Below are 24,411 nucleotides of genomic sequence, written 5' to 3' on the forward strand. Positions count from 1 at the left end.
ACTATCTACGTCGCAAGCTCGAGGCCTAAGGGTGGATACGGCTTCCTGACCCTCCCCCGATGATCAGTCGGGGACTATCGCTCTTTGAAAGGACGCTAGTCGAGATACAAGGGTGGATAACGCTTTTCTATCCACCATCGGAGCCGGGCCAGGCCGTGTTGGTGGATAGAAAAGCGTTATCCACCCTACGATCCCGCCCCCATGCATCCAAACAAAAAGCCCCGCATTGGCGGGGCTTTTGCGTTCATGCCGACTCAGGCACTGCGGCTTTCTTGTTTCGACCCGGGCTCAGTCATCCAGACCAAGGGCGGCGAAGGCCTGGAGGATCTTCGCCTGCACCTCGTCGATGCTGAGGCTGGTGGAGTCCAGGATCATCGCGTCCGGGGCCGGCTTGAGCGGAGCCACCGAGCGCTGGCTGTCACGTTCGTCACGCTCCTGGATCTCCGTCAGCAGGGACACCATGTCGGCTTCCATGCCCTTGCCCTTGAGCTGCAAGTAACGGCGACGGGCGCGCTCTTCAGCACTGGCGGTGAGGAAGATCTTCAGCTGCGCCTGAGGGAACACCACGGTGCCCATGTCGCGGCCGTCGGCCACCAGGCCGGGGGCTTCGAGGAAGGCCCGCTGGCGTTGTAGCAGGGCGTCGCGCACGGCTGGCAGCGCCGCGACCTGGGAGGCGCCGGCGCCCACCTGTTCGGAACGGATCACGTCGGTGACGTCTTCGCCTTCCAGGATAATGCGCTGCCCACCACCGGCGATGGCATTGAACTGCACGTCCAGATGCGCCGCGAGGACCTTGAGGGATTCCTCGTTGGTCAGGTCGACGCCATGGTTACGCGCAGCGAAGGCCAGCAGGCGGTACAGCGCACCGGAGTCCAGCAGACGCCAGCCCAGGCGCTTGGCCAGAAGGCCGGCGACCGTGCCCTTGCCGGAACCGCTGGGACCGTCGATGGCGATCACGGGCACATTGGCGTTCATGCCTTGCCCTCTTCCGCCACACGGATGCCGGCCTGGGCCGCCAGCCCGAGGAAGTTCGGGAAGGAGGTGGCGACGTTGGCGCAGTCATGGATGCGGATCGGTGCGCTGGCGCGCAGCGAGGCCACGCTGAAAGACATGGCGATACGGTGGTCGCCGTGACTCCAGACTTCGCCGCCGCCCATGGGGCCGCCTTCGATGACGATGCCGTCCGGGGTCGGCTCGGCTTTTACGCCCAGGGCGATCAGGCCGTCGGCCATTACCTGGATGCGGTCGGATTCCTTCACCCGCAGTTCCTCGGCGCCGCGCAGCACAGTGCGGCCTTCGGCGCAGGCGGCGGCGACGAAGAGCACGGGGAACTCGTCGATGGCCAGCGGCACCAGGTCTTCGGGAATGTCGATGCCCTTCAGCTTGGCCGCGCGCACGCGGATGTCGGCCACCGGCTCACCGCCGACTTCACGCTGGTTCTCCAGGGTGATGTCGCCGCCCATCAGCTTGAGGATGTCGATCACGCCGGTACGGGTGGGGTTGATGCCTACGTGTTCCAGCACCAGTTCGGAGCCTTCGGCGATGCTCGCAGCCACCAGGAAGAAGGCGGCCGAGGAGATGTCCGCCGGCACTTCGATGCGGGAAGCGCTGAGCTTGTGGCCGCTCTCGACGGTGGCAGTGTTGCCGTCCACCTTCACCGGGTAACCGAAGCCCTGGAGCATGCGCTCGGTGTGGTCACGGGTCGGTGCCGGCTCGCTGACGGCGGTTTCGCCGGCGGCGTAGAGGCCGGCGAGCAGCAGGCAGGATTTCACCTGGGCGCTGGCCATGGGCATTTCGTAGCTCATGCCGGTCAGGCGCTGGCCGCCACGGATGGTCAGTGGCGGACGGCCTTCGGCGCCGGTCTCGATCACCGCGCCCATCTCGCGCAGGGGCTTGGCCACGCGGTTCATCGGGCGCTTGGACAGCGAGGCGTCGCCGGTCAGGGTGGTGTCGAACGGCTGAGCCGCCAGCAGGCCGCTGAGCAGGCGCATGGAGGTGCCGGAGTTGCCGAGGTAGAGCGGGCCGGGCGGCGGCTTCAGGCCGTGCAGGCCGACGCCGTGGATGGTCACGCGGCCATGGTGCGGCCCTTCGATGACCACGCCCATGTCGCGGAAGGCCTGCAGGGTCGCCAGGGCGTCTTCGCCCTCGAGGAAGCCTTCGACTTCGGTGGTCCCGATGGCCAGGGAGCCGAGCATGATGGAACGGTGAGAAATGGACTTGTCGCCCGGTACGCGAACACGTCCGGCGAGTTGGCCACCCGGCTGCGCCAGGTAAATCAGGTCGTTGTTGTGCATGGCGTCCACATAGGCCCTGCGGGCCAGAATTTTACTGAAATGCTCGCGGGCGAAGCGGGCGCGGGTGAACACGCCCAACAATTCATGCCCGTCCCCAGCGTCGACCGCGCCGCGCAGGGCGTCGAGGTCGGCGCGAAATGCGTCCAGGATGCGCAGCACGGCGTCGCGGTTGGCGAGGAAGATGTCGTGCCACATCACCGGGTCGCTGCCGGCGATCCGCGTGAAGTCGCGGAAACCGCCGGCGGCGTAACGGAATATCTCCAGATTCTCGCTGCGCTTGGCCAGCGAGTCGACCAGCCCGAATGCCAGCAGGTGCGGCAGGTGGCTGGTCGCTGCGAGCACCTCGTCGTGGTGCTCGACTTCCATATGTTCAACGTCCGCACCCAGGGCGCGCCAGAGCTGGTCGACACACTGCAGGGCGGCGGAATCGGTGTTCTCCACCGGCGTGAGGATCACCTTGTGGCGGCGGAACAGGCTGGCGTTGGCCGCCTCTACCCCGCTCTTCTCCGAGCCGGCGATCGGGTGACCGGGGACGAAGCGCGCCGGCATGCCGTCGAAGACCCGGTGCGCCGCGCGTACCACGTTGCCCTTGGCGCTGCCGACATCGGTCAGCACGGCGTCGCCCAGGTCGAGCTTCGCCAGGTCCCCGAGGAGCTTTTCCATGGCCAGGATGGGTACCGCCAGCTGGATCACGTCCGCACCGTGGCAAGCCGCGGCGAGGTCACTCTCGCAACGGTCGACCACGCCGGTTTCGACGGCGATGCGGCAGGACTCCTGGTCCTTGTCGACACCCACCACTTCGGTGAACAGGCCCTTTTCACGCAGCCCCTTGGCGAAGGAGCCGCCGATCAGGCCGAGACCGATCACCACCAGGCGCCCGAAGATAGGGGCGCCCTGTTGCACGGTCATGACATCAGCCACGGCCGAGCACCTTGGCCAGGGCTTCCAGGCAGCGGGCGTTCTCTTCCGGCAGGCCGATGGAGACGCGCAGGAAGGTCGGCATGCCGTAGCCGGCCACCGGACGCAGGATCACCCCTTCGCGCAGCATGGCCTGGTTGATCGGCGCCGCGTCGCGGCCGAAGTCGACGGCGATGAAGTTGCCCTTGGAGGGAATCCAGGACAGCCCCAGGGTGCGGAAGCCTTCTTCCAGCTGGAGCATGCCGGCATCGTTGACGCGGCGGCTCTCGGCCAGGTAGTCGGCGTCATCCAGCGCGGCGCAGGCGGCGGTCAGGGCCAGGCTGTTGACGTTGAAGGGCTGGCGCACGCGGTTCAGCACGTCGGCCACCTGGGCGCTGGACAGGCCGTAGCCCACCCGTAGCGCGGCCAGGCCATAGGCCTTGGAGAAGGTGCGGGACACCAGCAGGTTCGGATAACGGCCCAGATAGTTAAGGCCGTCGGGCAACTCATCGCCCTCGGCGTATTCGATGTAGGCCTCGTCCAGCACTACCAGGACGTTTTCCGGCACCTTGGCGAGGAAGTCTTCCAGCGCCGCCGGACCGAACCAGGTGCCAGTGGGGTTGTTCGGGTTGGCAATGAAGACCACACGGGTATTGGTGTCGACGGCCGCCAGCATGGCCGGCAGGTCATGACCCCAGTCCTTGGCCGGAACCACCTTGCCGGTGGCGCCCACGGCCTGGGTGGCGATGGGATAGACGGCGAAGGCGTGCTCGCTGAACACGGCGTTGAGTCCGGGGGCCAGGTAGGCGCGGGCCACCAGGTCGAGAATGTCGTTCGACCCATTGCCCAGGGTCACCTGGGCCGGGGTCACGCCGCAGCGCTCGGCCAGGCGGCGCTTGAGCTCGAATCCGTTGCCGTCGGGGTAGCGGGTCAGCTCGGCCAGCTCATTGCGGATGGCCTCCAGGGCCTTGGGGCTCGGGCCGAGGGGGTTCTCATTGCTGGCCAGTTTGACGATGCCGGCCGGATCGAGGTCCAGCTCGCGGGCCAGTTCATCCACCGGCTTGCCGGGAACGTAGGGCGAAAGTTTCTGCACGCCCGGCTGGGCAAGGGCGAGGAAGTCACACGACATAGCTACAAGCCTCAAGTTACAAGCCGCAAGTCAAGCCACACGCCGCTCCGCTTGCAGCTTGAGGCTTGCAGCTTGCCGCTACTGATTAGAGCACCGCTTTGGGGTAGGAACCCAGCACCTTCAGGGCAACGGCTTCCTGGTTGATCTTCTCCAGCACGTCCTTGATCAGCGGGTCGCGGTGGTGGCCGACGAAGTCGATGAAGAACACGTAGGTCCACTTGCCGCTGCGGGACGGGCGGGTCTCGATGCGGGTCAGGTCGATGCCGTTGTTGTGGAACGGAACCAGGAGTTCGTGCAGGGCGCCCGGCTTGTTGCGCATGGAGACGATGATGGAGGTCTTGTCGTCGCCGGTGGGCGGCACTTCCTGGTTGCCGATGATGAGGAAGCGCGTGGAGTTGTCCGGGCGGTCCTCGATCTTTTCGCAGAGCTTGGTCAGGCCATAGAGGCCGGCCGCCATGTCACCGGCGATGGCCGCCGAGTTCCACTCGCTCTTCACCCTTTTCGCCGCGTCGGCGTTGCTGGATACCGCCACGCGCTCGACATTCGGGTAGTGGGCGTCCAGCCACTTGCGGCACTGGGCCAGGGACTGTGCGTGGGAGTAGATGCGGGTGATGTTGTCGGTCTTGGTGGTCTCGCCCACCAGCAGGTGGTGGTGAATGCGCAGCTCCACCTCGCCACAGATCACCATGTCGTGCTCGAGGAAGCTGTCCAGGGTGTGGTTCACCGCACCCTCGGTGGAGTTCTCCACCGGCACCACGCCGAAGTTCACCGCGCCGGCGGCCACTTCGCGGAACACTTCGTCGATGGCAGCCATTGGCGAACTGATCACCGCATGGCCGAAATGCTTGAGCGCCGCGGCCTGGGTGAAGGTGCCTTCCGGGCCGAGGTACGCGACCTTGAGCGGCTGCTCCAGGGCCAGGCAGGAGGACATGATTTCGCGGAACAGCCGCGCCATCTCTTCGTTGTCCAGCGGGCCCTTGTTGCGATCCATGATGTGCTTGAGCACCCAGGCTTCGCGCTCGGGGCGGTAGAAGACCGGCGTCTCGCCCTCGGGCAGGGAGGCCATCTTCACCCGCGCCACATCCTGGGCGCAGCGGGCACGCTCGCTGATCAGTTCGAGGATCTTCTCGTCGAGGCTGTCGATGCGCAGGCGCAGCGCCTTGAGTTCCTGCTCGGACATCAGCCGCGCTCCTTCTCGAACTCCGCCATGTAGGCCACCAGGGCTTCAACCGCGTCGAGGCCGACGGCGTTGTAGATAGAGGCACGCATGCCACCGACCGAGCGATGGCCCTTGAGGTTCAGCAGGCCACGGGCGTCGGCGCCGACGAGGAAGTCCTTGTCCAGGCGCTCGTCGGCCAGGCGGAACGGAACGTTCATCCAGGAGCGGGCGTTGTGGGAAATCGGGTTGGTGTAGAAGTCGCTCTGGTCGATGAAGCCGTAGAGCAGTTCCTTCTTCGCCTTGTTGCGCTGTTCCATGGCCTCGACGCCGCCCTGCTCCTTCAGCCACTCGAACACGAGGCCCGAGAGGTACCAGGAGAAGGTGGCCGGGGTGTTGTACATGGAGCCGTTATCGGCGGCGACCTTGTAATTGAGCATGGTCGGGCAGCTGGCGCGGGCGCGGCCGAGCAGGTCTTCGCGGACGATGACCACCACCAGGCCACTCGGGCCGATGTTCTTTTGCGCGCCGGCGTAGATCAGACCGAAGCGGGAAACGTCCAGCGAGCGGGAGAGGATGTCCGAGGACATGTCCACCACCAGGGGCACGTCGCCCACTTCCGGAATCCAGTCGAACTGCAGGCCGCCGATGGTTTCGTTGGAGGCGTAGTGCAGGTAGGCGGCGTCCTTGGACAGCTGCCACTCGTTCTGGCCGGGGATGGCGAAGTAGTCGTAGCCCTTGGCGCTGGCGGCGACGTTCACGCGACCGAAGCGGCTGGCCTCTTCCAGGCTCTTCTTCGACCAGATGCCGGTTTCGACATAGTCGGCGACGCCGTTCTCCGGCAGCAGGTTCAGCGGAATCTCGGCGAATTGCTGGCTGGCGCCGCCCTGGAGGAACAGCACCTTGTAGTTGGAGGGGATGGACATCAAGTCGCGCAGGTCCTGCTCGGCCTTCTCGGCGATGGCAACGTAGTCATCGCTGCGGTGGCTCATTTCCATGACGGACAGGCCTTTGCCCTGCCAATCGAGGAGTTCCGCCTGGGCGCGTTGCAGAACAGCTTCCGGAAGCGCGGCCGGGCCGGCGCAGAAGTTAAAGGCTCGCTTGCTCACATCCACTCTCACTGGGTAGCGCGGGGACACCAGTGCCCCCGCCGATTGTCATCTACCGAATGGACAGGCCGGCGACGGCCCGCCCGGTTCACAACTGTTACTCGTCGCCAGCCGGCTGGGCGTCGTCTTGCTGAACGTCGTCCGCCTCGGCATCGGCCACGGCGTCGACGGTCGGATCAAAGCCTTCCAGCTCTTCGTCCTCGTCATCGCCGGACGGCTCCTGCACGCGCTCCAGGCCGACCAGGGTCTCGTCCTTGGCCAGCTTGATCAGGGTCACGCCCTGGGTGTTGCGGCTGGAGCTGGAGACCTCGTCAACGCGGGTACGCACCAGGGTGCCCTGGTCGGAAATCAGCATGATTTCCTCACCGTCCTGCACCTGTACGGCGCCCACCAGCTTGCCGTTGCGCTCGTTGGTGACCATGGCGATCACGCCCTGCCCGCCGCGGCCGCGACGCGGGTAGTCGTCCAGCGGGGTGCGCTTGCCGTAGCCACGTTCGGAGGCGGAGAGGATCTGCGCGCCTGCTTCCGGAATCAGCATGGAGATCAGGCTCTGGCCTTCCGGCAGGCGCATGCCGCGCACGCCGCGGGCGGTACGGCCCATGGTGCGCACGTGTTTTTCCTTGAAGCGGATGACCTTGCCGCCATCGGAGAAGAGCATGACTTCCTTGGCGCCGTCGGTGATGGCCGCGGCGATCAGGGTGTCGCCCTCTTCCAGTTTCAGGGCGATCAGGCCGCTGGTACGGGGCTTGCTGAACTGCACCAGCGGGGTCTTCTTCACGGTACCGAAGGCGGTGGCCATGAAGATGTAGGCGCCGGTGGGCTCGTCCTGCTCGTCGTCGAGGTCGGCGCTCTCGTCGTCGCCACCTTCGGCTTCGACCACTTCGCCCTCGATCACCAGGCCTTCGTTCTCTTCCAGGTCTTCGTCAGCACCGGCGCTCTGCTGCAGGGCTTCCAGGTCGATCTGCAGCATCGCGGTGATGCGTTCGCCCTCGTCCAGCGGCAGCAGGTTGACCAGCGGACGGCCCCGCGCGGTGCGGGAGGCTTCCGGAATCTCGAAGGTGCGCAGCCAGTAGACCTTGCCCTTGCTGGAGAACAGCAGGAGGGTGGCATGGCTGTTGGCGACCAGCAGGTGTTCGATGTAGTCCTCGTCCTTCACCCCGGTGGCCGACTTGCCTTTGCCGCCACGGCGCTGGGCCTGGTAGGCGGCCAGCGGCTGGGACTTGGCGTAGCCGCCGTGGGAGATGGTGACGACGCGCTCTTCTTCGGTGATCAGGTCGGCGATGGTCAGGTCCACCTGGGACGCGACGATCTCGGTGCGGCGGGCATCGCCGAACTCGGCCTTCACCTTCTCCAGCTCTTCGCGGATGACTTCCATCAGGCGCTCGGGGCTGGTGAGGATGCGGATCAGCTCACCGATCAGGGTGAGGATTTCCTGGTACTCGGCCAGCAGCTTCTCGTGCTCCAGGCCGGTCAGGCGGTGCAGGCGCAGTTCCAGGATGGCCTGGGCCTGCTCCGGGGACAGGTAGTACTTGCCGTCACGCAGGCCGTACTGCGAGTCCAGGTCTTCCGGGCGGCAGGCGTCGGCGCCGGCGCGCTCGACCATGGCTTCCACCGCGCTGGATTCCCAAGGGGTGGCGATCAGGCGTTCCTTGGCATCGGCCGGGGTCGGCGAGGACTTGATCAGCTCGATCACCGGGTCGATGTTGGACAGCGCGACAGCCTGGCCTTCGAGGATGTGGCCGCGCTCACGGGCCTTGCGCAGCTCGTAGACGGTCCGGCGGGTCACCACTTCGCGGCGGTGACGGATGAACACCTCGAGCATGTCCTTCAGGTTCAGCGTGCGCGGCTGGCCATCGACCAGTGCCACCACGTTGATGCCGAACACGCTCTGCATCTGGGTCTGGGCATAGAGGTTGTTCAGGACGACCTCGCCCACTTCGCCACGGCGCAGTTCGATCACCACGCGCATACCGTCCTTGTCGGACTCGTCGCGCAGTTCGGTGATGCCTTCGAGCTTCTTCTCCTTGACCAGCTCGGCGATCTTCTCGATCAGGCGCGCCTTGTTCAGCTGGTAGGGCAGCTCGGTGACCACGATCTGCTGGCGGCCGCCGCCCTTCTCCATGTCCTCGATTTCGGCGCGGGCACGTATATAGATGCGGCCACGGCCGGTGCGGTAGGCCTCGATGATGCCGGCGCGGCCGTTGATGATGCCCGCGGTGGGGAAGTCCGGACCCGGGATGTACTTCATCAGTTCATCGACCGAGAGCTCGGAGTTGTCCATCAGCGCCAGGCAGCCGTCGATGACCTCGCTCAGGTTGTGCGGCGGGATGTTGGTGGCCATGCCCACGGCGATACCGCTGGAACCGTTGACCAGCAGGTTGGGGATCTTGGTCGGCATGACCGCGGGAATCTGTTCGGTGCCGTCGTAGTTGGGCACCCAGTCCACGGTTTCCTTTTCCAGGTCGGCCAGCAACTCGTGGGCCAGTTTGGACATGCGCACTTCGGTGTATCGCATGGCCGCAGCGTTGTCGCCGTCCACCGAACCGAAGTTGCCCTGGCCATCCACCAGCAGGTAGCGCAGCGAGAAAGGCTGGGCCATGCGGACGATGGTGTCGTATACCGCGGTGTCGCCGTGCGGGTGGTACTTACCGATCACGTCACCGACCACACGGGCGGACTTCTTGTAGGGTTTGTTCCAGTCGTTGCCCAGTTCGCTCATCGCGTAGAGGACGCGACGGTGCACCGGCTTCAGGCCGTCGCGCGCGTCCGGCAAGGCACGCCCGACGATCACGCTCATCGCGTAGTCGAGGTAGGACTGTTTCAGCTCGTCTTCGATATTGACCGGGAGGATTTCTTTGGCCAGTTCGCCCATGAGAAGCCTGGTTCCTTTTTCTGATGAAACTCCGCCCCACTCGTCCTGAGCGGCGCGAAGCTCGTCACTGCGGCCGAATGCGGCAGCGACTCACGACAAATCAACGAGTTAAGCCAAGGATCTGTGCAATTTCGCCGCCTCGATGGAGGGGCGGCAATAACTGCCGGAGCTTACCACAGTCACCGCCTTGCACCTACCCCGCCGGGCGGTCCGCCGGCAGGGTGAAATGCCGCACCAGCAAGCAAAGTGAACACGTCGCGAGCGAAGGTCAGGCAAGGCGAAAGCAGACGCAAAAGCGCAGTTTACGAGTGGTAAATGAGCATTTTGAGGCTGCTTTCAACGCAGCATCACCGAGCGCAGCAGTGTTCACGCAGCTTGCAGGCTCAGTGCAGGCGTTTGCGACACATCAATTGGGCCATCTTGGCGGCGTCGGGACGCTCGACCACGCCCTTCTCGGTCACGATGGCATCGATCAGGTCAGCCGGAGTCACGTCGAACACCGGATTCACCGCATGGACTTCCGCCGCGACGCGACGCCCACCCAGGTCCAGCAGTTCGGAGCCATCACGCTCCTCGATCGGGATGTCGTCACCGCTCTCCAGGGACATGTCGATGGTGGAACTGGGCGCCACCACCATGAAGCGCACACCGTGGTGCATGGCGTTGACCGCGAGCTGGTACGTGCCGATCTTGTTCGCCACGTCGCCATTGGCGGTAATGCGGTCGGCGCCGACGATGACCCAGGTGATGCCGGCGGTCTTCATCAGGTGGGCGGCGGCGGCATCGGCGTTGAGGCTCACCGGCACACCCTCGTTGGCCAGTTCCCAGGCGGTCAGGCGGGCGCCCTGCAGCCAGGGCCGGGTTTCGTCGGCGTAGACCCGCTCCACCAGGCCATCCAGATGCGCGGCACGGATCACCCCAAGGGCGGTACCGAAACCGCCGGTGGCCAAGGCACCGGTGTTGCAGTGGGTCAAAAGCGCCTGGGGACTGCCCTGGTGCTTGCGGATCAGCTCCATGCCCAACTGGGCCATGGTCAGATTGGCCTCGCGGTCGCTCTCGTGGATGGAGATGGCCTCCGCCTCCAGCGCCTGCAGCGGGGTTTCGCCGTCGCGCACGCGTTCCAGCCGTTCGCGCATGCGGTTCAGCGCCCAGAACAGGTTGACCGCCGTAGGCCGGGACTCGGAAAGCACCTTGAAGTCGGCCTCCAGGGCCGCGCGCCAGTCGCCACCGGCGGCGATGCGCGCCCGGGCACCCAGCACCACGCCATAAGCGGCGCTGATGCCGATGGCCGGTGCTCCGCGCACCACCATCTGGCGAATGGCCTGGGCAACGCCCTCGGCGGACTCATAGGACAGCCAGATTTCCTCGGCAGGCAGCAGGCGCTGGTCAAGCAAATGGAGCACGCCGTCCCGCCAGTCGATGGCCTTGACCTTCTCGGCCGCTAACAATTGTTCACGCATCGACCACCTCGCCACCCGTAACTCGCGGAAAAACCGCAGATTATAGCGAGCCGGAGCCCTTCTGGCTCGGGTATACTGCCGCCACTTCATTTTGCGCCCGGGATGCGCCCCCATGCCCAGTTCCAACGCTCCGCTCGATCTGCTCCTGCTCCCGTCCTGGATAGTCCCGGTGGAACCCGCCGGCGTGGTGCTGCGGGATCACGCGCTGGGGATCCGTGACGGCCGCATCGCCCTGCTGGCACCGCGGGAGATCGCGCTGCGCCATGAGGCCCATGAGCGCCGCGAACTGCCCGGCATGCTACTGGCACCGGGCCTGATCAATGCCCATGGGCACGCCGCCATGACGCTGTTCCGCGGCCTGGCCGACGACCTGCCGCTGATGACCTGGCTACAGGAACACATCTGGCCCGCCGAAGCCAAGTGGGTCGATGAAACATTCGTCCGGGACGGCACCGAACTGGCCGTGGCCGAGCAGATCAAAGGCGGCATCAGCTGCTTCTCCGACATGTACTTCTTTCCGGACCAGTCCAGCGCCGCCATCCATGCCGCCGGCATCAAGGCGCAGCTGGCCATTCCGGTGCTGGACTTCCCCATTCCCGGCGCGGTCGATGCCGCCGAAGCCATCCGCCGCGGCGTCGAACTGTTCAGTGACCTCAAGCACCACCCGCGAATCAAGGTCGCCTTCGGTCCCCACGCCCCCTACAGCGTCAGCGACGACAAACTGGAAAGCATCCGTGTGCTGGCCGAAGAACTGGACGCAGGGATCCACATGCACGTCCAGGAAACCGCCTTCGAGGTCCAGCAGAGCCTCGAACAGCGCGGCGAGCGCCCGGTGGCGCGGCTCGCCCGCCTGGGCCTGCTGGGCCCGCGCTTCCAGGCCGTGCACATGACCCAGCTGGACGAGGCCGACCTGACCATGCTGGTGGAAAGCAACAGCAGCGTGATCCACTGCCCGGAATCCAATCTCAAGCTGGCCAGCGGTTTCTGCCCGGTGGAACGCCTCTGGCAGGCCGGCGTGAATGTCGCCATTGGCACCGACGGCGCAGCCAGCAACAATGACCTGGACCTGCTCGGCGAAACCCGTACCGCCGCCCTCCTGGCCAAGGCGGTCGCCGGCTCGGCAAGCGCCCTGGACGCCCACCGAGCCCTGCGCATGGCCACCCTGAACGGCGCCCGCGCCCTGGGGATCGACCAGGACACCGGCTCACTGGAACTGGGCAAGGCCGCCGACCTGGTAGCCTTCGACCTCTCCGGGCTGGCCCAGCAACCGGTATACGACCCGGTTTCACAGCTTATCTATGCCACCGGGCGCGACGCGGTGCGGCACCTCTGGGTCGACGGCAAGCAACTGCTGGACGACGGCCGCCTGACCCGCCTGGACGAAGAGCGCCTGGGCGCCACCGCCCGCGCCTGGGGCGAGCGCATCGCCGGCCACTGAATTCTGTTTCGAGGACATCCCATGACCAACGTCGATCACGTCGAAATCGCCAAGTTCGAGGCCCTCGCCCACCGCTGGTGGGACCGCGAGAGCGAGTTCAAGCCCCTGCACGACATCAACCCGTTGCGGGTCAACTGGATTGACGAGCGCGCCAGGCTGGCCGGCAAGAAGGTGCTGGACGTCGGCTGCGGCGGCGGCATCCTCAGCGAATCCATGGCCCAGCGCGGCGCCACCGTTACCGGCATCGACATGGGCGAGGCGCCACTGGCGGTAGCCCAGTTGCACCAGCTTGAATCGGGCGTGCCGGTGGAGTACCGGCGCATCACCGCCGAAGCCCTGGCCGCCGAGATGCCCGGCCAGTTCGACGTGGTCACCTGCATGGAGATGCTCGAGCACGTGCCCGACCCTGCCTCGGTGATCCGCGCCTGCCACACCCTGGTCAAGCCGGGCGGCCAGGTGTTCTTCTCCACCATCAACCGCAACCCCAAGGCTTACCTCTTCGCCATCGTCGGCGCGGAATACATCATGAAGCTGTTGCCCCGCGGCACCCATGATTTCAAGAAATTCATCCGCCCGTCCGAACTCGGCGCCTGGAGCCGTGCCGCCGGCCTTTCCGTGAAGGACATCATCGGCCTGACCTACAACCCGCTGACCAAGCACTACAAGCTGGAAGCCGACGTCGACGTCAATTACATGATCCAGACCCTGCGCGAGGAGTGACCGGCATGCGTCTTCAAGCGGTACTTTTCGATATGGACGGCACCCTGCTCGACTCGGCGCCGGACTTCATCGCCATCTGCCAGGCCATGCTCGCCGAGCGTGGCCTGCCGCCCCGGGATGAGAAGGCGATCCGCGACGTGGTGTCCGGCGGCGCCCGCGCCATGGTCGCCACCGCCTTCGAGATGGACCCGGAAGCTCCGGAGTTCGAGCCCCTGCGCCTGGAGTTCCTGGAGCGCTACCAGAATCACTGCGCCGTGCTCACCCGCCCCTTCGACGGCATCGACGAACTGCTGGCGGACATCGAGCAGGCCAAGCTGATCTGGGGCGTGGTGACCAACAAGCCGGTGCGCTACGCCGAACCCATCATGGAGCAGCTTGGCCTCGCTGGGCGCTCCGCCGTGCTGATCTGCCCCGATCACGTGAAGAACAGCAAGCCGGACCCGGAAATGCTGCTGCTGGCCTGCAGCAAGCTGAACCTGGACCCGGCCAGCGTGCTCTTCGTCGGTGACGACCTGCGCGATATCGAGTCCGGCCGCGCCGCCGGCACCCGCACCGCCGCCGTCAGCTACGGCTATATCCATCCCAGCGACAACCCGGCGCACTGGGGCGCCGACGTGGTGGTCGACCACCCACTCGAACTGCGCGCCGTGCTCGACCGCGCGCTGTGCAGTTGCTGACGCAGCAGCGGCAAGCCGCAAGCTGCCCGGCGCGCTCCCAGATGCTTTTACTTGCTGCTTGATGCTTGCCGCTTGCAGCTCTCCGAAGGAGTTCCCATGTTCCAGTATTCCGCCCGCCCCGACCTGCTCAAGGATCGGGTCATCCTGATCACCGGCGCCGGCCGTGGCATCGGCGCGGCCGCCGCCAAGACCTTCGCCGCCCACGGTGCCACCGTGCTCCTGCTGGGCAAGACCGAAGCCAGCCTGAATGCCGTCTATGACGAGATCGAGGCCGCCGGCCATCCGCAACCCGCGGTGATCCCCTTCAACCTGGAAACCGCCCAGCCGCACCAGTACGACGAACTGGCGGCAACCCTGGAAGCCGAATTCGGCCGCATCGACGGCCTGCTGCACAACGCCTCCATCCTTGGCCCGCGCACGCCCATCGAGCAGCTTTCCGGTGACAACTTCATGCGCGTCATGCAGGTCAACGTGAATGCCGTGTTCATGCTGACCAGCACCCTGCTGCCGCTACTGAAACTCTCCAATGACGCCTCGGTGGTCTTCACCTCCAGCGGCGTCGGCCGCAAGGGCCGCGCCTATTGGGGCGCCTACGCGGTTTCCAAGTTCGCCACCGAGGGCCTGATGCAGGTCCTGGCCGACGAGGTCGATGGCATCGCCAGCGTGCGCGCCAACAGCGTCAACCCCGGCGCCACCCGCACCAGCATGCGCGCCCAGGCCTACCCAGGCGAAAACCCTGAAAATAATCCGGAACCCGCCGAGATCATGCCTGTCTACCTCTATCTCATGGGGCCGGACAGCGCCGGTGTTAACGGCCAGGCTTTCGACGCGCAATGACCTCCCTCCGCGGCGGTCGCCCGGCCGCCGCAGCCTCCGCCAGAAATACGGCGGCACCTCCCTGTGAACGGCGTCACATTGCCACTAATTTGCCATCAGGCCGGCAAGGGCTTGCCGCGCAGCCTGGCAAAGGCAACGCAACCTATTGAAAAAACAGAAGTTTTACAGGAAGGCGGACTCCTGGCACGAAATTAGCTCTATGCCTGGTGTCGTCGCATTTTGCGTCAGAGGTTCAACTCAATGGTTCCTCCCACCCAGACCAACACCATCGATTTCGACGCCGCCAAGCTGCAGCGCCTCGGCTACACCGGCACTCGCCAGGCCAAGCTGCGTCCCATCAGCCTGGTCGAACTTCGCCGCCATCTGACGTTGCAACTGCAAACCAGCCTGGATGTGGAGCGCATCGTCAGTCTGTTCTTCAACGAGGTGCAACGTCTGGTTCCCCTCGATGCCCTGGCCTACCTGCACCAGAGCAGCGACCTGCGCCTTGAATACGGCAGCCGTTCCAGCCACTCCGCCGGCTACCGCCTGACCCATGAAGGCGAATACCTGGGCGAGCTGACCTTCCGCCGCAATCAGCGCTTCGACGACCAGGAACTGAATCAGTTGGAGTCCCTGCTGGCCAGCCTGCTCTTCCCGCTGCGCAACGCCCTGCTCTATCGCGCCGCCATCCAGAGCGCCCTGCGCGACCCATTGACCGATACCGGCAACCGCATCGCGATGGAACAGACCCTGCAGCGCGAGGTGGACCTGGCACGACGCAACCTGCAGCCGCTGTCGGTGCTGATGCTGGATATCGATCACTTCAAGCAGATCAACGACCAGTATGGGCACAGCACCGGCGACGAAGTCCTGAAGGCGGTCGCCACCACGCTCAAGGCGCGGCTGCGCAACGTCGACATGGTGTTCCGCTTCGGTGGCGAAGAGTTCCTCGTCCTGCTGTCCGGCACCTGCCGCGAGGCAGCCGCACTGGTGGGCGAGCGCCTGCGCCTGGGCATCCTCGAACTGCAATACCTGGTCCAAGGGCGCGCACTGGACCTGTCCATCAGCCTCGGCTGCGCCACCCTGCTGCCGGCGGAATCGGTAGACAGTCTCCTGCGCCGCGCCGACAAGGCGCTCTACGTCGCCAAGCGCGAAGGCCGCAATCGGCTGTCGATGGCGGGGTGACGTCCTGCCTCGACGGCGAGCATGCAGGCCTTGAGCCCGCGACCACTGAGGCCCCCATCAGCAGCACACGAACAGGCCGGCCCGGGCGCCAATGCCAGGCTGAAGCATCAGCTCCGGGGCGGCTCGGCACCGAGGGGCACTATGGCCATGGTGAGCCGTGAGATGCAGCTGGGCTTGCCGTCCTCGCCACTCAGGCGGATATCCCAGACGTGCGTGGTACGCCCCAGGTGCACGCACCGCGCCACGGCAGTTACCCGTCCGCTGCGCAGGCCACGCAGGTGGTTGGCGTTGACCTCCAGGCCGACGCAATAGAAACGGCTGGTGTCGATGCACTGATAGCTGGCGGTGGAACCCAGGGTTTCCGCCAGCACCACCGAGGCCCCGCCGTGGAGCAGACCGTAGGGCTGGTGGGTGCGATGGTCCACCACCATGCTGGCGGTCAGGGATTCGTCGTCGAAGGCTTCGAAACGGATGTCCAGGCCTTCGCCGATAGTGTTCTTCAGGGATTCGTTGAGGTGCGCGAGATCGGGGGTTCGTTGCCACAGGGCCATGGATCACTCCTGGCTGATGGCCGGGACGGCGCGTCCCGGCCGGGTTGGTTCATTCGTGCCAGAGCACCGCTTCCTGGCGTTCGAGCCACTCGGGGAAACGCTTGCCATAGGCGTCTTCCACCCTATTGCGCTTGATCTTCAGGGTGGGCGTGAGAAAGCCGTTGTCCACCGCCCAGACGTCCTTGACCAGCACCAGGCCCTGCAGGCGCTCGTGCTTGTCCAGGGCACCATTGACCTCGTCCAGCAGGCTGCGCAGGCTGTCTTCCAGTGCCGTGCGCGCGCTGTTGGCCGCTTCCTGCCGCCCCACTTCGGACAGCACACAGAGCGCCATCGGCTGCGGCAGGCCATCACCCACCACGCAGACCTGCTCGATGCGCGAATGCACCGCCAGGCGATTCTCGATGGGCGCCGGGGCCACGTACTTGCCCTTGCTGGTCTTGAAGATCTCCTTGATTCGCCCGGTCAGGCGCAGGTTGCCGTCGACATCCTGCTCGCCCTTGTCGCCGGTACGCAGGTAGCCGTCGCAGGTGATGACCTCGGCGGTCTTGACCGGGTCCTTGTAGTAGCCCTGCATGGTGGCGCCGCTGCGCACCTGCACTTCGCCCTCCGCGCTGATGCGCACCTCGACGCCCGGGCTGTTGCGGCCAATCCAGCCGGGCTTCAGCTCGCCCTTGCGGCACAGGTGGGAGTAACCGCAGTTCTCGGTCATGCCGTACACCTCCAGCACTTCCAGGCCAAGGCGCTTGTACCAGTCCAGCAGCGCCCCGGGTACAGGCGCGGCGCCGCACAGGGCATTGCGCACCGCATCCAGGCCGAGGCCGGCGAGTACCTTGCGCCCGACCATGCGACCGATGATGGGCAGCCGGAGCAGGCGGTCGAGCTTCTGCGCCGGCATCTTCGCGTAGACCCCCATCTGGAACTTCGTCCAGATCCGCGGCACGCCGAAGATGGCGGTAGGCCGCGCACGGCGCAGGTCCTCGAGGAAGGTTTCCAGGCTCTCGGCAAAGAACACCGTCTGCCCGGCATAGAGGGAGCCCATCTCGACGAACATGCGCTCGGCCACGTGGCACAGCGGCAGGTAGGACAGCAGGCGGTCTTCCTCGCCGGTCTGGAACAGTTGCACGCCGTGGCTGGCGGCGAAGGCGAAATTGCTGAAGTTGTGCATCACGCCCTTGGGCGTGCCGGTGGTGCCGGAGGTGTAGATGATGGTGGCGAGCTGGTCGGGAGCGCCCCGGGGGCTGTCCTGTATCGGGTTGGCGGCCTGCAGGTCGGCCCAGGCAAAGTCGAACGAACCGGCGGGGTGAATCGGCAAGGCGATGGTCGGCACGCCAGAGGGAATGCCATCGGCCATCGCCGGCCAGTCGTCGAGCTTGCCGATGAAGGCCAGCGCCGACTCGGAATGCTCCAGGACCTGGCGGACGGATTCGGCGGTGAGATTGGGATAGAGCGGGACGGAAACGTGGCCGGCCATCCAGATGGCGAGGTCGGCGATGATCCAGTGGGCGCAGTTCTTGGAGATGATGGCGATGCGGCTGCCTTGTGGCAGGTCGTGCCCCCGCAACCAGCTGGCGGCCCTGCGGGCCTGCTCGCCCACGTCGGCCCAGGTCAGCTCCTCGATCCTCCCGCTGCCGAGCGGCTGGACCAGGAAGCGCTTGTTCGGGTGACGGGCTTCGCGTTCGAAGAACATTTCAAGCGGCAAACGGACTGCATCAGCCACAGGGCCTCCTCCTTTATTCTTTTTGTGGGGGACAACCAAGCACTTGCTCGGTCGACTATTCCACGCACCCGGAGGAGGCGCAAGTTAAGAAATGTTGCGTTTCGTCAGTGATGGCGAACGTGATGCACGGCGCGCAGGGACATCAGTCCGGGGATCAGCAGGTCGCCCTCCAGCTCGGCCAGGCTGGCCGTGCTCATGGGCACCGGCTCCTGGCGATGGCCATGGATCAGGAGGCCGGCAAGCTCGCTGACGAAGGGGTTGTGGGTCACCAGCAGGAGTTCCTGCTCGCTGCGCTCGGCAAGGTAATTCAAGGCCTCGCGCGGGTCGCTGTCGGGTGTCAGCCAGGGCGCGGTGCCGACAGCACCGCTGAAACCCAGGGCATCACGCACCAGCTCTGCGCTCTGCTGCGCCCGCACGTAGGGGCTGGCGAGTATCGCGCCCAGCGGCCGCCCGGCGAGCTGGGCGGCGCTGTGCAGCACTTCCTTGCGGCCGTGGCGAGTCAGCTCGCGCTCCGCGTCGGTGCGGGCACGCGGCTCGGCCTCGCCGTGACGCAGCAGCCAGAGCCTCATAGCTTGGGTTCTTCGTCGCGCACCGGATGGGCGGCCGGCGGCACCTGGTGAGGGGCCTCGCCCTCGGGGGAGCGGGCCTCGGGCCAGTCGGCGAAGGGCCAGGGCTTTTCTTCGGTATTGAAGGTACCGAAGCGGCCGATCTGCGCCAGGTACTGGCTCAGGCTGTCGCCGAAGGCCAGCAGGCCCGCATTGGGCGCGCCATAGAAGGCGCGGTAGCCCAGTTGCAGCAGGACCACGGCGCCGAGGACGATCTCGGCCAGTTGCCAGACGATGACGAAAATCAGCATCCACAGGACGCGCAGCAGGATGTGCTCACGCTGCAGGTCTTCACGCGCTTCACTCATGGGGGTCTCCTTATCCGAAAGCGTGGCTCAGAAGCCGGTGGTTGGTATGAAGTCTACGTCTGTCTTGGGCTCGCCGCGCATCAGCGCTTCGATCACCTGGGCCAGCGTACGCCCCTCGAAAAGAATGGCATGCAAACCCGCGACCAGCGGCATGTAGACCTGCAGCTCCTCGGCGCGGGCCTTCAGCACCTTGAGGGTGTTGACCCCTTCCGCCACCTCGCCCAGGCGCGCCACTGCGTCCTCCAGGCTGAGCCCCTCGCCCAAGGCGAAACCCACCTGGTAGTTGCGGCTCTTGGGCGAGGAGCAGGTGACGATCAGGTCGCCGACGCCGGCCAGCCCCAGGAAGGTCATGGGGTTGGCGCCAAGCTTGACGGCGAAGCGGGTCATCTCGGCGAGTGCGCGGGTGATCAGCATGCTCTTGGTGTTCTCGCCCATGCCGAGCGCGGCGGCCATGCCGGACATGATGGCGTAGACGTTCTTCAGCGCGCCGCCCAGCTCGACGCCGAAGCGGTCCTGGCTGGCGTAGACACGGAACGTGCGTCCGTGCAGGGCCGCCTGCACACGCTGGCAGAGGTCAGCGTCCTCGCTGGCCACCACCGTGGCCGTCAGGGCGTGGTCGGCGATCTCTTTGGCGAGGTTGGGGCCGGAAATCACCCCGATGCGGGCGTCCGGAGCCACTTCCTCGAGGATCTGACTCATCAGCTTGAAGGTCTGCGCCTCGATGCCCTTGGTGGTGCTGATCAGGAGTTTGCCGGCCAGTTGGCCCGCCACCGGCTCCAGCACCGTGCGCAATGCGCTGGACGGCACGGCGACGAAGACCAGCTCGCAATCAGTGAGGACGGCGGCCAGGTCGTTGTCCGGCTCCACGCCGGGGTGGATCTTCACGCCCTTGAGGTAGCGCGGGTTTTCGCGCTGGGTACGGATCGCCTCGGCCTGCTCCGGGTCGCGCATCCACTGGCGCACTCGCTGGCCATTCTCGGCCAGCAGGTTGGCGATGGCAGTGCCGAAGCTGCCGCCACCGAGCACCGCTACGGGTTGCTGTTCAGTCATAACGGGTCCATGTAGGCCAAAGGTATGGCGAATTCGCGCATTATACGGCGCCGCCGCCGGCCGGTCAGTCTCAATCCAGAGCCTTTGCGCTGGCAAAGCGACCGGCCTCGGTTAAGATGCCGCAAGTTCGATCGATGCCGGCGCCGCGGAAGCACCCTCTCCCGTCGGCAAGCCCAATATCTCGAATTTCCCCCAGCACCGGGGCATAACGGGACTAGAGTTCCAGCATAGACTGGTCCCCAAGGACGCCCCCGTACCGAGGCCGAAGGATGATGCGCCGCCCCTCCCCCCGTTTCCAGGCATTGCGGCCCGAGCCGAGCCACGATCTTACCTGCCCGGCCGCGACGGCCGCCGAAGGGGAGTCGCGCCCATGACCTTGGGGCACCGCTGGGATATCCATACCCGCACCCAACTGATCAGCCTCGGTCCGGCGCTGCTGCTCACCCTGCTGCTCACCGGCTTCTTCACCTTCGCGCGCCTGCAGGACCTGCGCCAGGAGCTGAACCATACCGGCCAGTTGATCGCCAGCCAGCTCGCCCCGGCCGCGGAGTACGGCGTGGTGACCGGCAACCTGGAGGTCCTGGAGGGCCTGCTCCAGGCGAGCCTGGGCACGCCCCACGTGCGTTTTCTCGAAGTACGCGATCGCGCCGACAACATCCTGGTCTACCTGGAGCAGGAGGAAAGCCTGGAGAAGAGCGGCGCCCAGGTGGAGGTGTTCCACGCCCCCATCGTCCAGCAGCAGATGCACCTGCAGGCACGCCGCACCCGGACCGAGGGGAGCGGTCGAAGCGACGAGGGCAACTATCTGGGCCGCGTGGTGGTCGGCATGTCCAATGACGCCTTCAGCAACCGCCAGCAGGAGATTCTCCTCAAGGCCACGGTGCTGGCCCTGGTCGCCCTGCTCCTCACCTTCCTCCTGGCCCGTCGCCTGGCGACCCGCCTGTCGCAGCCCATCAGCGCCATGGGCGAGGCGGTCAAGGCCATCCAGGCCGGGAACTACAACGCCAGCCTGCCCGTAGTGGACGACATCGAACTGGGCGACCTCGGCCGCCACATCAACGACCTCGCCGGCGGCCTCGAGCAGGCCAGCCACGAACAGCAGCAGGCGATGGACCAGTTGATCAAGGCCCGCGAGGAGGCCGAGACGGCGAACCGGGCCAAGTCCGACTTCCTGGCGATGATGAGCCACGAACTGCGCACCCCCATGAATGGCGTGCTGGGCATGCTGCAATTGCTGGAAACCACCGAGTTGAATGAGGAGCAGACGGAGTACGCGGCCCTGGCCACGGAATCCACCGAGCACCTCTTGAAGGTGATCAACGACATCCTCGACTTTTCCCGTATCGAGCGCGGCGCCCTGGAACTGGAACGCATTCCCTTCAGCCTGTTGGACCTGATCCAGAGTTCGGTGCAGGTGTTCCAGCACAGCGCCCAGCAACGCGGCCTGGCACTGAGCCTGGATACCCAGGGCGGCCTGGAGCGCGTGGAGGTGCAGGGCGACCCGACGCGCCTGCGGCAGATCCTGGTCAACCTGGTAGGCAATGCCCTGAAATTCACCGAAGAAGGCGGCATCAGGGTGAAAACCCGCTGGCAGGCCCTGGACAGTGAAGTGCTCTGGCTCACCTGTTCGGTGCACGACAGCGGCATCGGCATCCCGCCGGATCGACTCGAGCACATGTTCGACGCCTTCCAGCAGGCCGATCATTCGATTTCCCGTCGCTACGGCGGAACCGGCCTCGGCCTGCCCATCGCCCGCACCCTGGCCGAGCGCATGGGCGGCACCTTGCAGGCGGAGAGCCATGAGGATTCCGGCTCGGTGTTCACCCTGGAAATCCCCCTGCCGTTCCGCACCCGGGCTTCGGACGTGGTCAACGACGAGGAACACAGCCCGAATGCGGGCGGCGGCCAGCAGGTGCTCCTGGTCGAGGACAATCCGGTCAACCAGACCGTGATCGAAGCGATGCTGCGCAGCCTCGGCTACCAGGTCAGCCTGGTGGGCGACGGTGCCCAGGCGGTGCACCAGGCGTCGCGCCATCGCTACGCGGCGATCCTCATGGACTGTCGCCTGCCGGTGCTGGATGGCTACGAAGCGACCCGGCAAATTCGCCAGATGAATGATGGCGCCACCTTGCCGATCATCGCCCTCACCGCCAACGCCCTGCAGGGCGACCGCGAAGCCTGCCTGGCCGCGGGCATGAACGACTACCTGGCCAAGCCGTTCAAGCGCGCCGACCTGCTGCGGGTGATGCAGCGCTGGATGAACAAGCCGTCGGACTGACCCCCTTGCTGCCGTTTCCAGACATTCGTCGAGGGCCCGGGGATGTTAAAGTGCACGACACTTTGCGAGCGGGCGCCCTTCGGCGCGCTTCGCGCGGCTGGCCAATGCCACTTGGGTGAACGACTGTGCTCGTCGCTCTGTGACTTTCACCGCAACGCAACAGTCTATGACTAGTCTGCCGCCTGACGCCCCTGTGGCCACGGCAGAAGGATGAATGCAAAGCCCTGTGCCACACGGGGACCATTGAGGAGCTCGCATGACAAAACAAAACGCCTATACCCGGGAAGACCTGCTGCGCTGCAGTCGCGGCGAGCTGTTCGGCCCTGGTAATGCGCAACTGCCCGCCCCCAACATGCTGATGATCGACCGCATCGTGCATATCAGCGAGACCGGCGGGAAGTACGGCAAAGGCGAGATAGTCGCCGAGCTCGATATCAATCCTGACCTGTGGTTCTTCGCCTGCCACTTCGAAGGCGACCCGGTCATGCCAGGCTGCCTCGGCCTCGACGCCATGTGGCAGTTGGTCGGTTTCTTCCTCGGCTGGCAGGGCAACCCCGGCCGTGGCCGCGCCCTCGGCTCCGGCGAAGTCAAGTTCTTCGGCCAGGTCCTGCCGTCTGCGAAAAAGATCACCTACACCATCCATATCAAGCGCACTATTAATCGTTCGCTGATCCTCGGCATCGCCGATGGCACCGTTGCCGTCGACGGCCGCGAGATCTACAGCGCCGAAGGCCTGCGCGTCGGCCTGTTCACCTCTACCGACAGCTTCTGAAGGACATCCGCATGCGTCGCGTCGTGATCACTGGCCTGGGCATCGTATCCTGCCTGGGTAATGACAAAGCCACCGTTTCCGCCAACCTGCGCGCCGGCAAGGCCGGTATCCGCCACAACCCCTCCTATGCCGAGATGGGTCTGCGCAGCCAGGTGTCCGGCTCCGTCAACCTGAACCTCGAAGAGCTGATCGACCGCAAGCTCTTCCGCTTCATGGGCGATGCCGCCGCCTATGCCTACCTGGCGATGCAGCAGGCCATCGAAGACGCCGGCCTGACCACCGAGCAGATCTCCAACCCGCGCGTGGGCCTGATCGCCGGCTCCGGCGGCGCTTCCACCGTCAACCAGATGGAAGCCATCGACACCCTGCGCGAGAAGGGCGTCAAGCGCATTGGCCCATACCGCGTAACCCGCACCATGGGCAGCACCGTTTCCGCCTGCCTGGCCACCCCCTTCCAGATCAAGGGCGTGAACTTCTCCATCTCCTCCGCCTGCGCCACCAGCGCACACTGCATCGGCCAGGCCATGGAGCAGATCCAGTTGGGCAAGCAGGACATGGTCTTCGCCGGCGGTGGTGAAGAAGAGCATTGGAGCCAGAGCTGCCTGTTCGACGCCATGGGCGCCCTGTCCACCCAGTACAACGACACCCCCGAGAAGGCCTCCCGCGCCTACGACGCCAAGCGTGACGGCTTCGTCATCGCCGGCGGCGGCGGCATGGTGGTAGTCGAGGAGCTGGAGCATGCGCTCAAGCGCGGTGCCAAGATCTACGCCGAGATCGTCGGCTACGGCGCCACCTCCGATGGCTACGACATGGTCGCCCCGAGCGGCGAAGGCGCCATCCGCTGCATGCAGCAGGCCCTGTCCACCGTCGACACCCCGATCGACTACCTGAACACCCACGGCACCTCCACCCCGGTGGGCGACGTGGCGGAAATCCGTGGCGTACGCGCCGTGTTCGGTGACAAGGCCCCGGCCATCAGCTCCACCAAGAGCCTGTCCGGCCACTCCCTGGGCGCCGCCGGCGTACAGGAAGCCATCTACTGCCTGCTGATGATGGAAGGCAACTTCATGGCCGGCTCGGCGAACATCGACGAGCTGGACCCGGAAGTGGCCGACCTGCCGATCCTGCGCGAGACCCGCGAAAACGCCAAGGTCGACACCGTCATGTCCAACAGCTTCGGCTTCGGCGGCACCAACGCCACCCTGGTACTGAAGCGCTACCAGGGCTGATCCGCTCCGTAGCACCCGCGACGCCCGTATCCCCGGATACGGGCGTTGTCGTTTCTGGGCCTGACACCTTCCTTCCTGAAAGTCCGTAGGGCCTTTCCGAACCGTCCATCCCGCTATCAAGAACCGCCGCCAGGCTCCGCTAAAG

General features: G+C 65.7%; 20 protein-coding genes. 8 read left to right on the forward strand and 12 right to left on the reverse strand.

What is annotated here, in order from left to right; all coding sequences use genetic code 11:
- Positions 1–288 precede the first annotated feature (288 nt).
- The 7 genes from cmk to mtnA all read right to left on the reverse strand — a co-directional run bounded on the left by cmk (position 289) and on the right by mtnA (position 10,917).
- Positions 289–975, reverse strand: coding sequence for a (d)CMP kinase (gene cmk, locus ACFW0H_RS21975; protein WP_422915972.1), 687 nt, complete (start codon positions 973–975; stop codon positions 289–291).
- Positions 972–3,203: a bifunctional prephenate dehydrogenase/3-phosphoshikimate 1-carboxyvinyltransferase gene (locus ACFW0H_RS21980; protein ID WP_422916073.1), complete on the reverse strand. Its 2,232-nt coding sequence runs from the start codon at positions 3,201–3,203 to the stop codon at positions 972–974. Before ACFW0H_RS21980 ends, cmk begins: the two co-directional genes overlap by 4 nt.
- Positions 3,204–3,207: 4 nt before the next feature.
- The gene (gene hisC / locus ACFW0H_RS21985) at positions 3,208–4,320 is read right to left on the reverse strand and encodes a histidinol-phosphate transaminase (RefSeq protein WP_422915973.1); all 1,113 of its coding nucleotides are present in this window, start codon (positions 4,318–4,320) and stop codon (positions 3,208–3,210) included.
- Positions 4,321–4,405: 85 nt separating this feature from the next.
- Positions 4,406–5,500: a prephenate dehydratase gene (pheA, locus tag ACFW0H_RS21990; RefSeq protein WP_422915974.1), complete on the reverse strand. Its 1,095-nt coding sequence runs from the start codon at positions 5,498–5,500 to the stop codon at positions 4,406–4,408.
- Positions 5,500–6,585: a 3-phosphoserine/phosphohydroxythreonine transaminase gene (serC, locus tag ACFW0H_RS21995; RefSeq protein WP_422915975.1), complete on the reverse strand. Its 1,086-nt coding sequence runs from the start codon at positions 6,583–6,585 to the stop codon at positions 5,500–5,502. The genes pheA and serC overlap by 1 nt, the downstream gene beginning before the upstream one ends.
- Positions 6,586–6,682: 97 nt before the next feature.
- The gene (gene gyrA / locus ACFW0H_RS22000; protein ID WP_422915976.1) at positions 6,683–9,457 is read right to left on the reverse strand and encodes a DNA gyrase subunit A; all 2,775 of its coding nucleotides are present in this window, start codon (positions 9,455–9,457) and stop codon (positions 6,683–6,685) included.
- Positions 9,458–9,840: 383 nt separating this feature from the next.
- Entirely contained in the window at positions 9,841–10,917 is a 1,077-nt protein-coding gene (gene mtnA / locus ACFW0H_RS22005) for an S-methyl-5-thioribose-1-phosphate isomerase (RefSeq protein ID WP_422915977.1), read from the reverse strand.
- 112 nt (positions 10,918–11,029) lie between these two features.
- Here mtnA and ACFW0H_RS22010 point away from each other — a divergent pair, with 112 nt between their 5' ends.
- The 5 genes from ACFW0H_RS22010 (at position 11,030) to ACFW0H_RS22030 (ending at position 15,756) form a co-directional block, all read left to right on the forward strand.
- Positions 11,030–12,355 carry a TRZ/ATZ family hydrolase gene (locus ACFW0H_RS22010; RefSeq protein ID WP_422915978.1) on the forward strand — a complete coding sequence of 442 codons (1,326 nt, stop codon included), beginning with the start codon at positions 11,030–11,032 and terminating at the stop codon, positions 12,353–12,355.
- Positions 12,356–12,376: 21 nt separating this feature from the next.
- On the forward strand, positions 12,377–13,075 hold the full coding sequence (gene ubiG, locus ACFW0H_RS22015) for a bifunctional 2-polyprenyl-6-hydroxyphenol methylase/3-demethylubiquinol 3-O-methyltransferase UbiG (protein WP_422915979.1): 699 nt from the start codon (positions 12,377–12,379) through the stop codon (positions 13,073–13,075).
- A gap of 5 nt (positions 13,076–13,080) precedes the next feature.
- Complete coding sequence (mupP, locus tag ACFW0H_RS22020; protein ID WP_459077327.1) at positions 13,081–13,752, forward strand: N-acetylmuramic acid 6-phosphate phosphatase MupP; 672 nt, start codon at positions 13,081–13,083, stop codon at positions 13,750–13,752.
- A 96-nt stretch (positions 13,753–13,848) separates the two neighbouring features.
- Positions 13,849–14,589, forward strand: a complete 741-nt coding sequence (locus tag ACFW0H_RS22025) for a YciK family oxidoreductase (RefSeq protein ID WP_422915981.1) — start codon at positions 13,849–13,851, stop codon at positions 14,587–14,589.
- 240 nt (positions 14,590–14,829) lie between these two features.
- The gene (locus ACFW0H_RS22030) at positions 14,830–15,756 is read left to right on the forward strand and encodes a GGDEF domain-containing protein (RefSeq protein WP_422915982.1); all 927 of its coding nucleotides are present in this window, start codon (positions 14,830–14,832) and stop codon (positions 15,754–15,756) included.
- Positions 15,757–15,863: 107 nt separating this feature from the next.
- On the opposite strand, the gene ACFW0H_RS22035 is transcribed toward ACFW0H_RS22030, so the two are convergent.
- The 5 genes from ACFW0H_RS22035 to ACFW0H_RS22055 all read right to left on the reverse strand — a co-directional run bounded on the left by ACFW0H_RS22035 (position 15,864) and on the right by ACFW0H_RS22055 (position 19,987).
- A complete protein-coding gene (locus ACFW0H_RS22035; RefSeq protein WP_422915983.1) occupies positions 15,864–16,307 on the reverse strand; it encodes a hotdog fold thioesterase in 444 nt (147 codons plus the stop codon).
- A gap of 49 nt (positions 16,308–16,356) precedes the next feature.
- Positions 16,357–18,024 carry an AMP-binding protein gene (locus tag ACFW0H_RS22040; protein ID WP_422915984.1) on the reverse strand — a complete coding sequence of 556 codons (1,668 nt, stop codon included), beginning with the start codon at positions 18,022–18,024 and terminating at the stop codon, positions 16,357–16,359.
- A gap of 104 nt (positions 18,025–18,128) precedes the next feature.
- Positions 18,129–18,593, reverse strand: a complete 465-nt coding sequence (gene sixA, locus ACFW0H_RS22045) for a phosphohistidine phosphatase SixA (RefSeq protein ID WP_422915985.1) — start codon at positions 18,591–18,593, stop codon at positions 18,129–18,131.
- On the reverse strand, positions 18,590–18,937 hold the full coding sequence (locus ACFW0H_RS22050) for a DUF4389 domain-containing protein (protein ID WP_422915986.1): 348 nt from the start codon (positions 18,935–18,937) through the stop codon (positions 18,590–18,592). The genes sixA and ACFW0H_RS22050 overlap by 4 nt, the downstream gene beginning before the upstream one ends.
- Positions 18,938–18,964: 27 nt before the next feature.
- Positions 18,965–19,987, reverse strand: a complete 1,023-nt coding sequence (locus ACFW0H_RS22055; protein WP_422915987.1) for an NAD(P)H-dependent glycerol-3-phosphate dehydrogenase — start codon at positions 19,985–19,987, stop codon at positions 18,965–18,967.
- Between the two features lie 370 nt (positions 19,988–20,357).
- Between ACFW0H_RS22055 and ACFW0H_RS22060 the strand changes: the two genes are divergently transcribed.
- From ACFW0H_RS22060 to fabB, 3 genes are all read left to right on the forward strand, one after another.
- Positions 20,358–22,265 (forward strand): ATP-binding protein, encoded by a 1,908-nt coding sequence (locus ACFW0H_RS22060; RefSeq protein ID WP_422915988.1) that lies wholly within the window; start codon positions 20,358–20,360, stop codon positions 22,263–22,265.
- A gap of 256 nt (positions 22,266–22,521) precedes the next feature.
- Complete coding sequence (gene fabA, locus ACFW0H_RS22065) at positions 22,522–23,037, forward strand: 3-hydroxyacyl-[acyl-carrier-protein] dehydratase FabA (protein ID WP_044875231.1); 516 nt, start codon at positions 22,522–22,524, stop codon at positions 23,035–23,037.
- An 11-nt stretch (positions 23,038–23,048) separates the two neighbouring features.
- Positions 23,049–24,266, forward strand: a complete 1,218-nt coding sequence (gene fabB / locus ACFW0H_RS22070) for a beta-ketoacyl-ACP synthase I (protein ID WP_422915989.1) — start codon at positions 23,049–23,051, stop codon at positions 24,264–24,266.
- The last annotated feature ends 145 nt before the right edge of the window (positions 24,267–24,411 follow it).

Origin of the sequence: Metapseudomonas cellulosilytica, assembly GCF_049334135.1 — a bacterium.
In the GTDB taxonomy this organism is placed as follows: domain Bacteria; phylum Pseudomonadota; class Gammaproteobacteria; order Pseudomonadales; family Pseudomonadaceae; genus Metapseudomonas.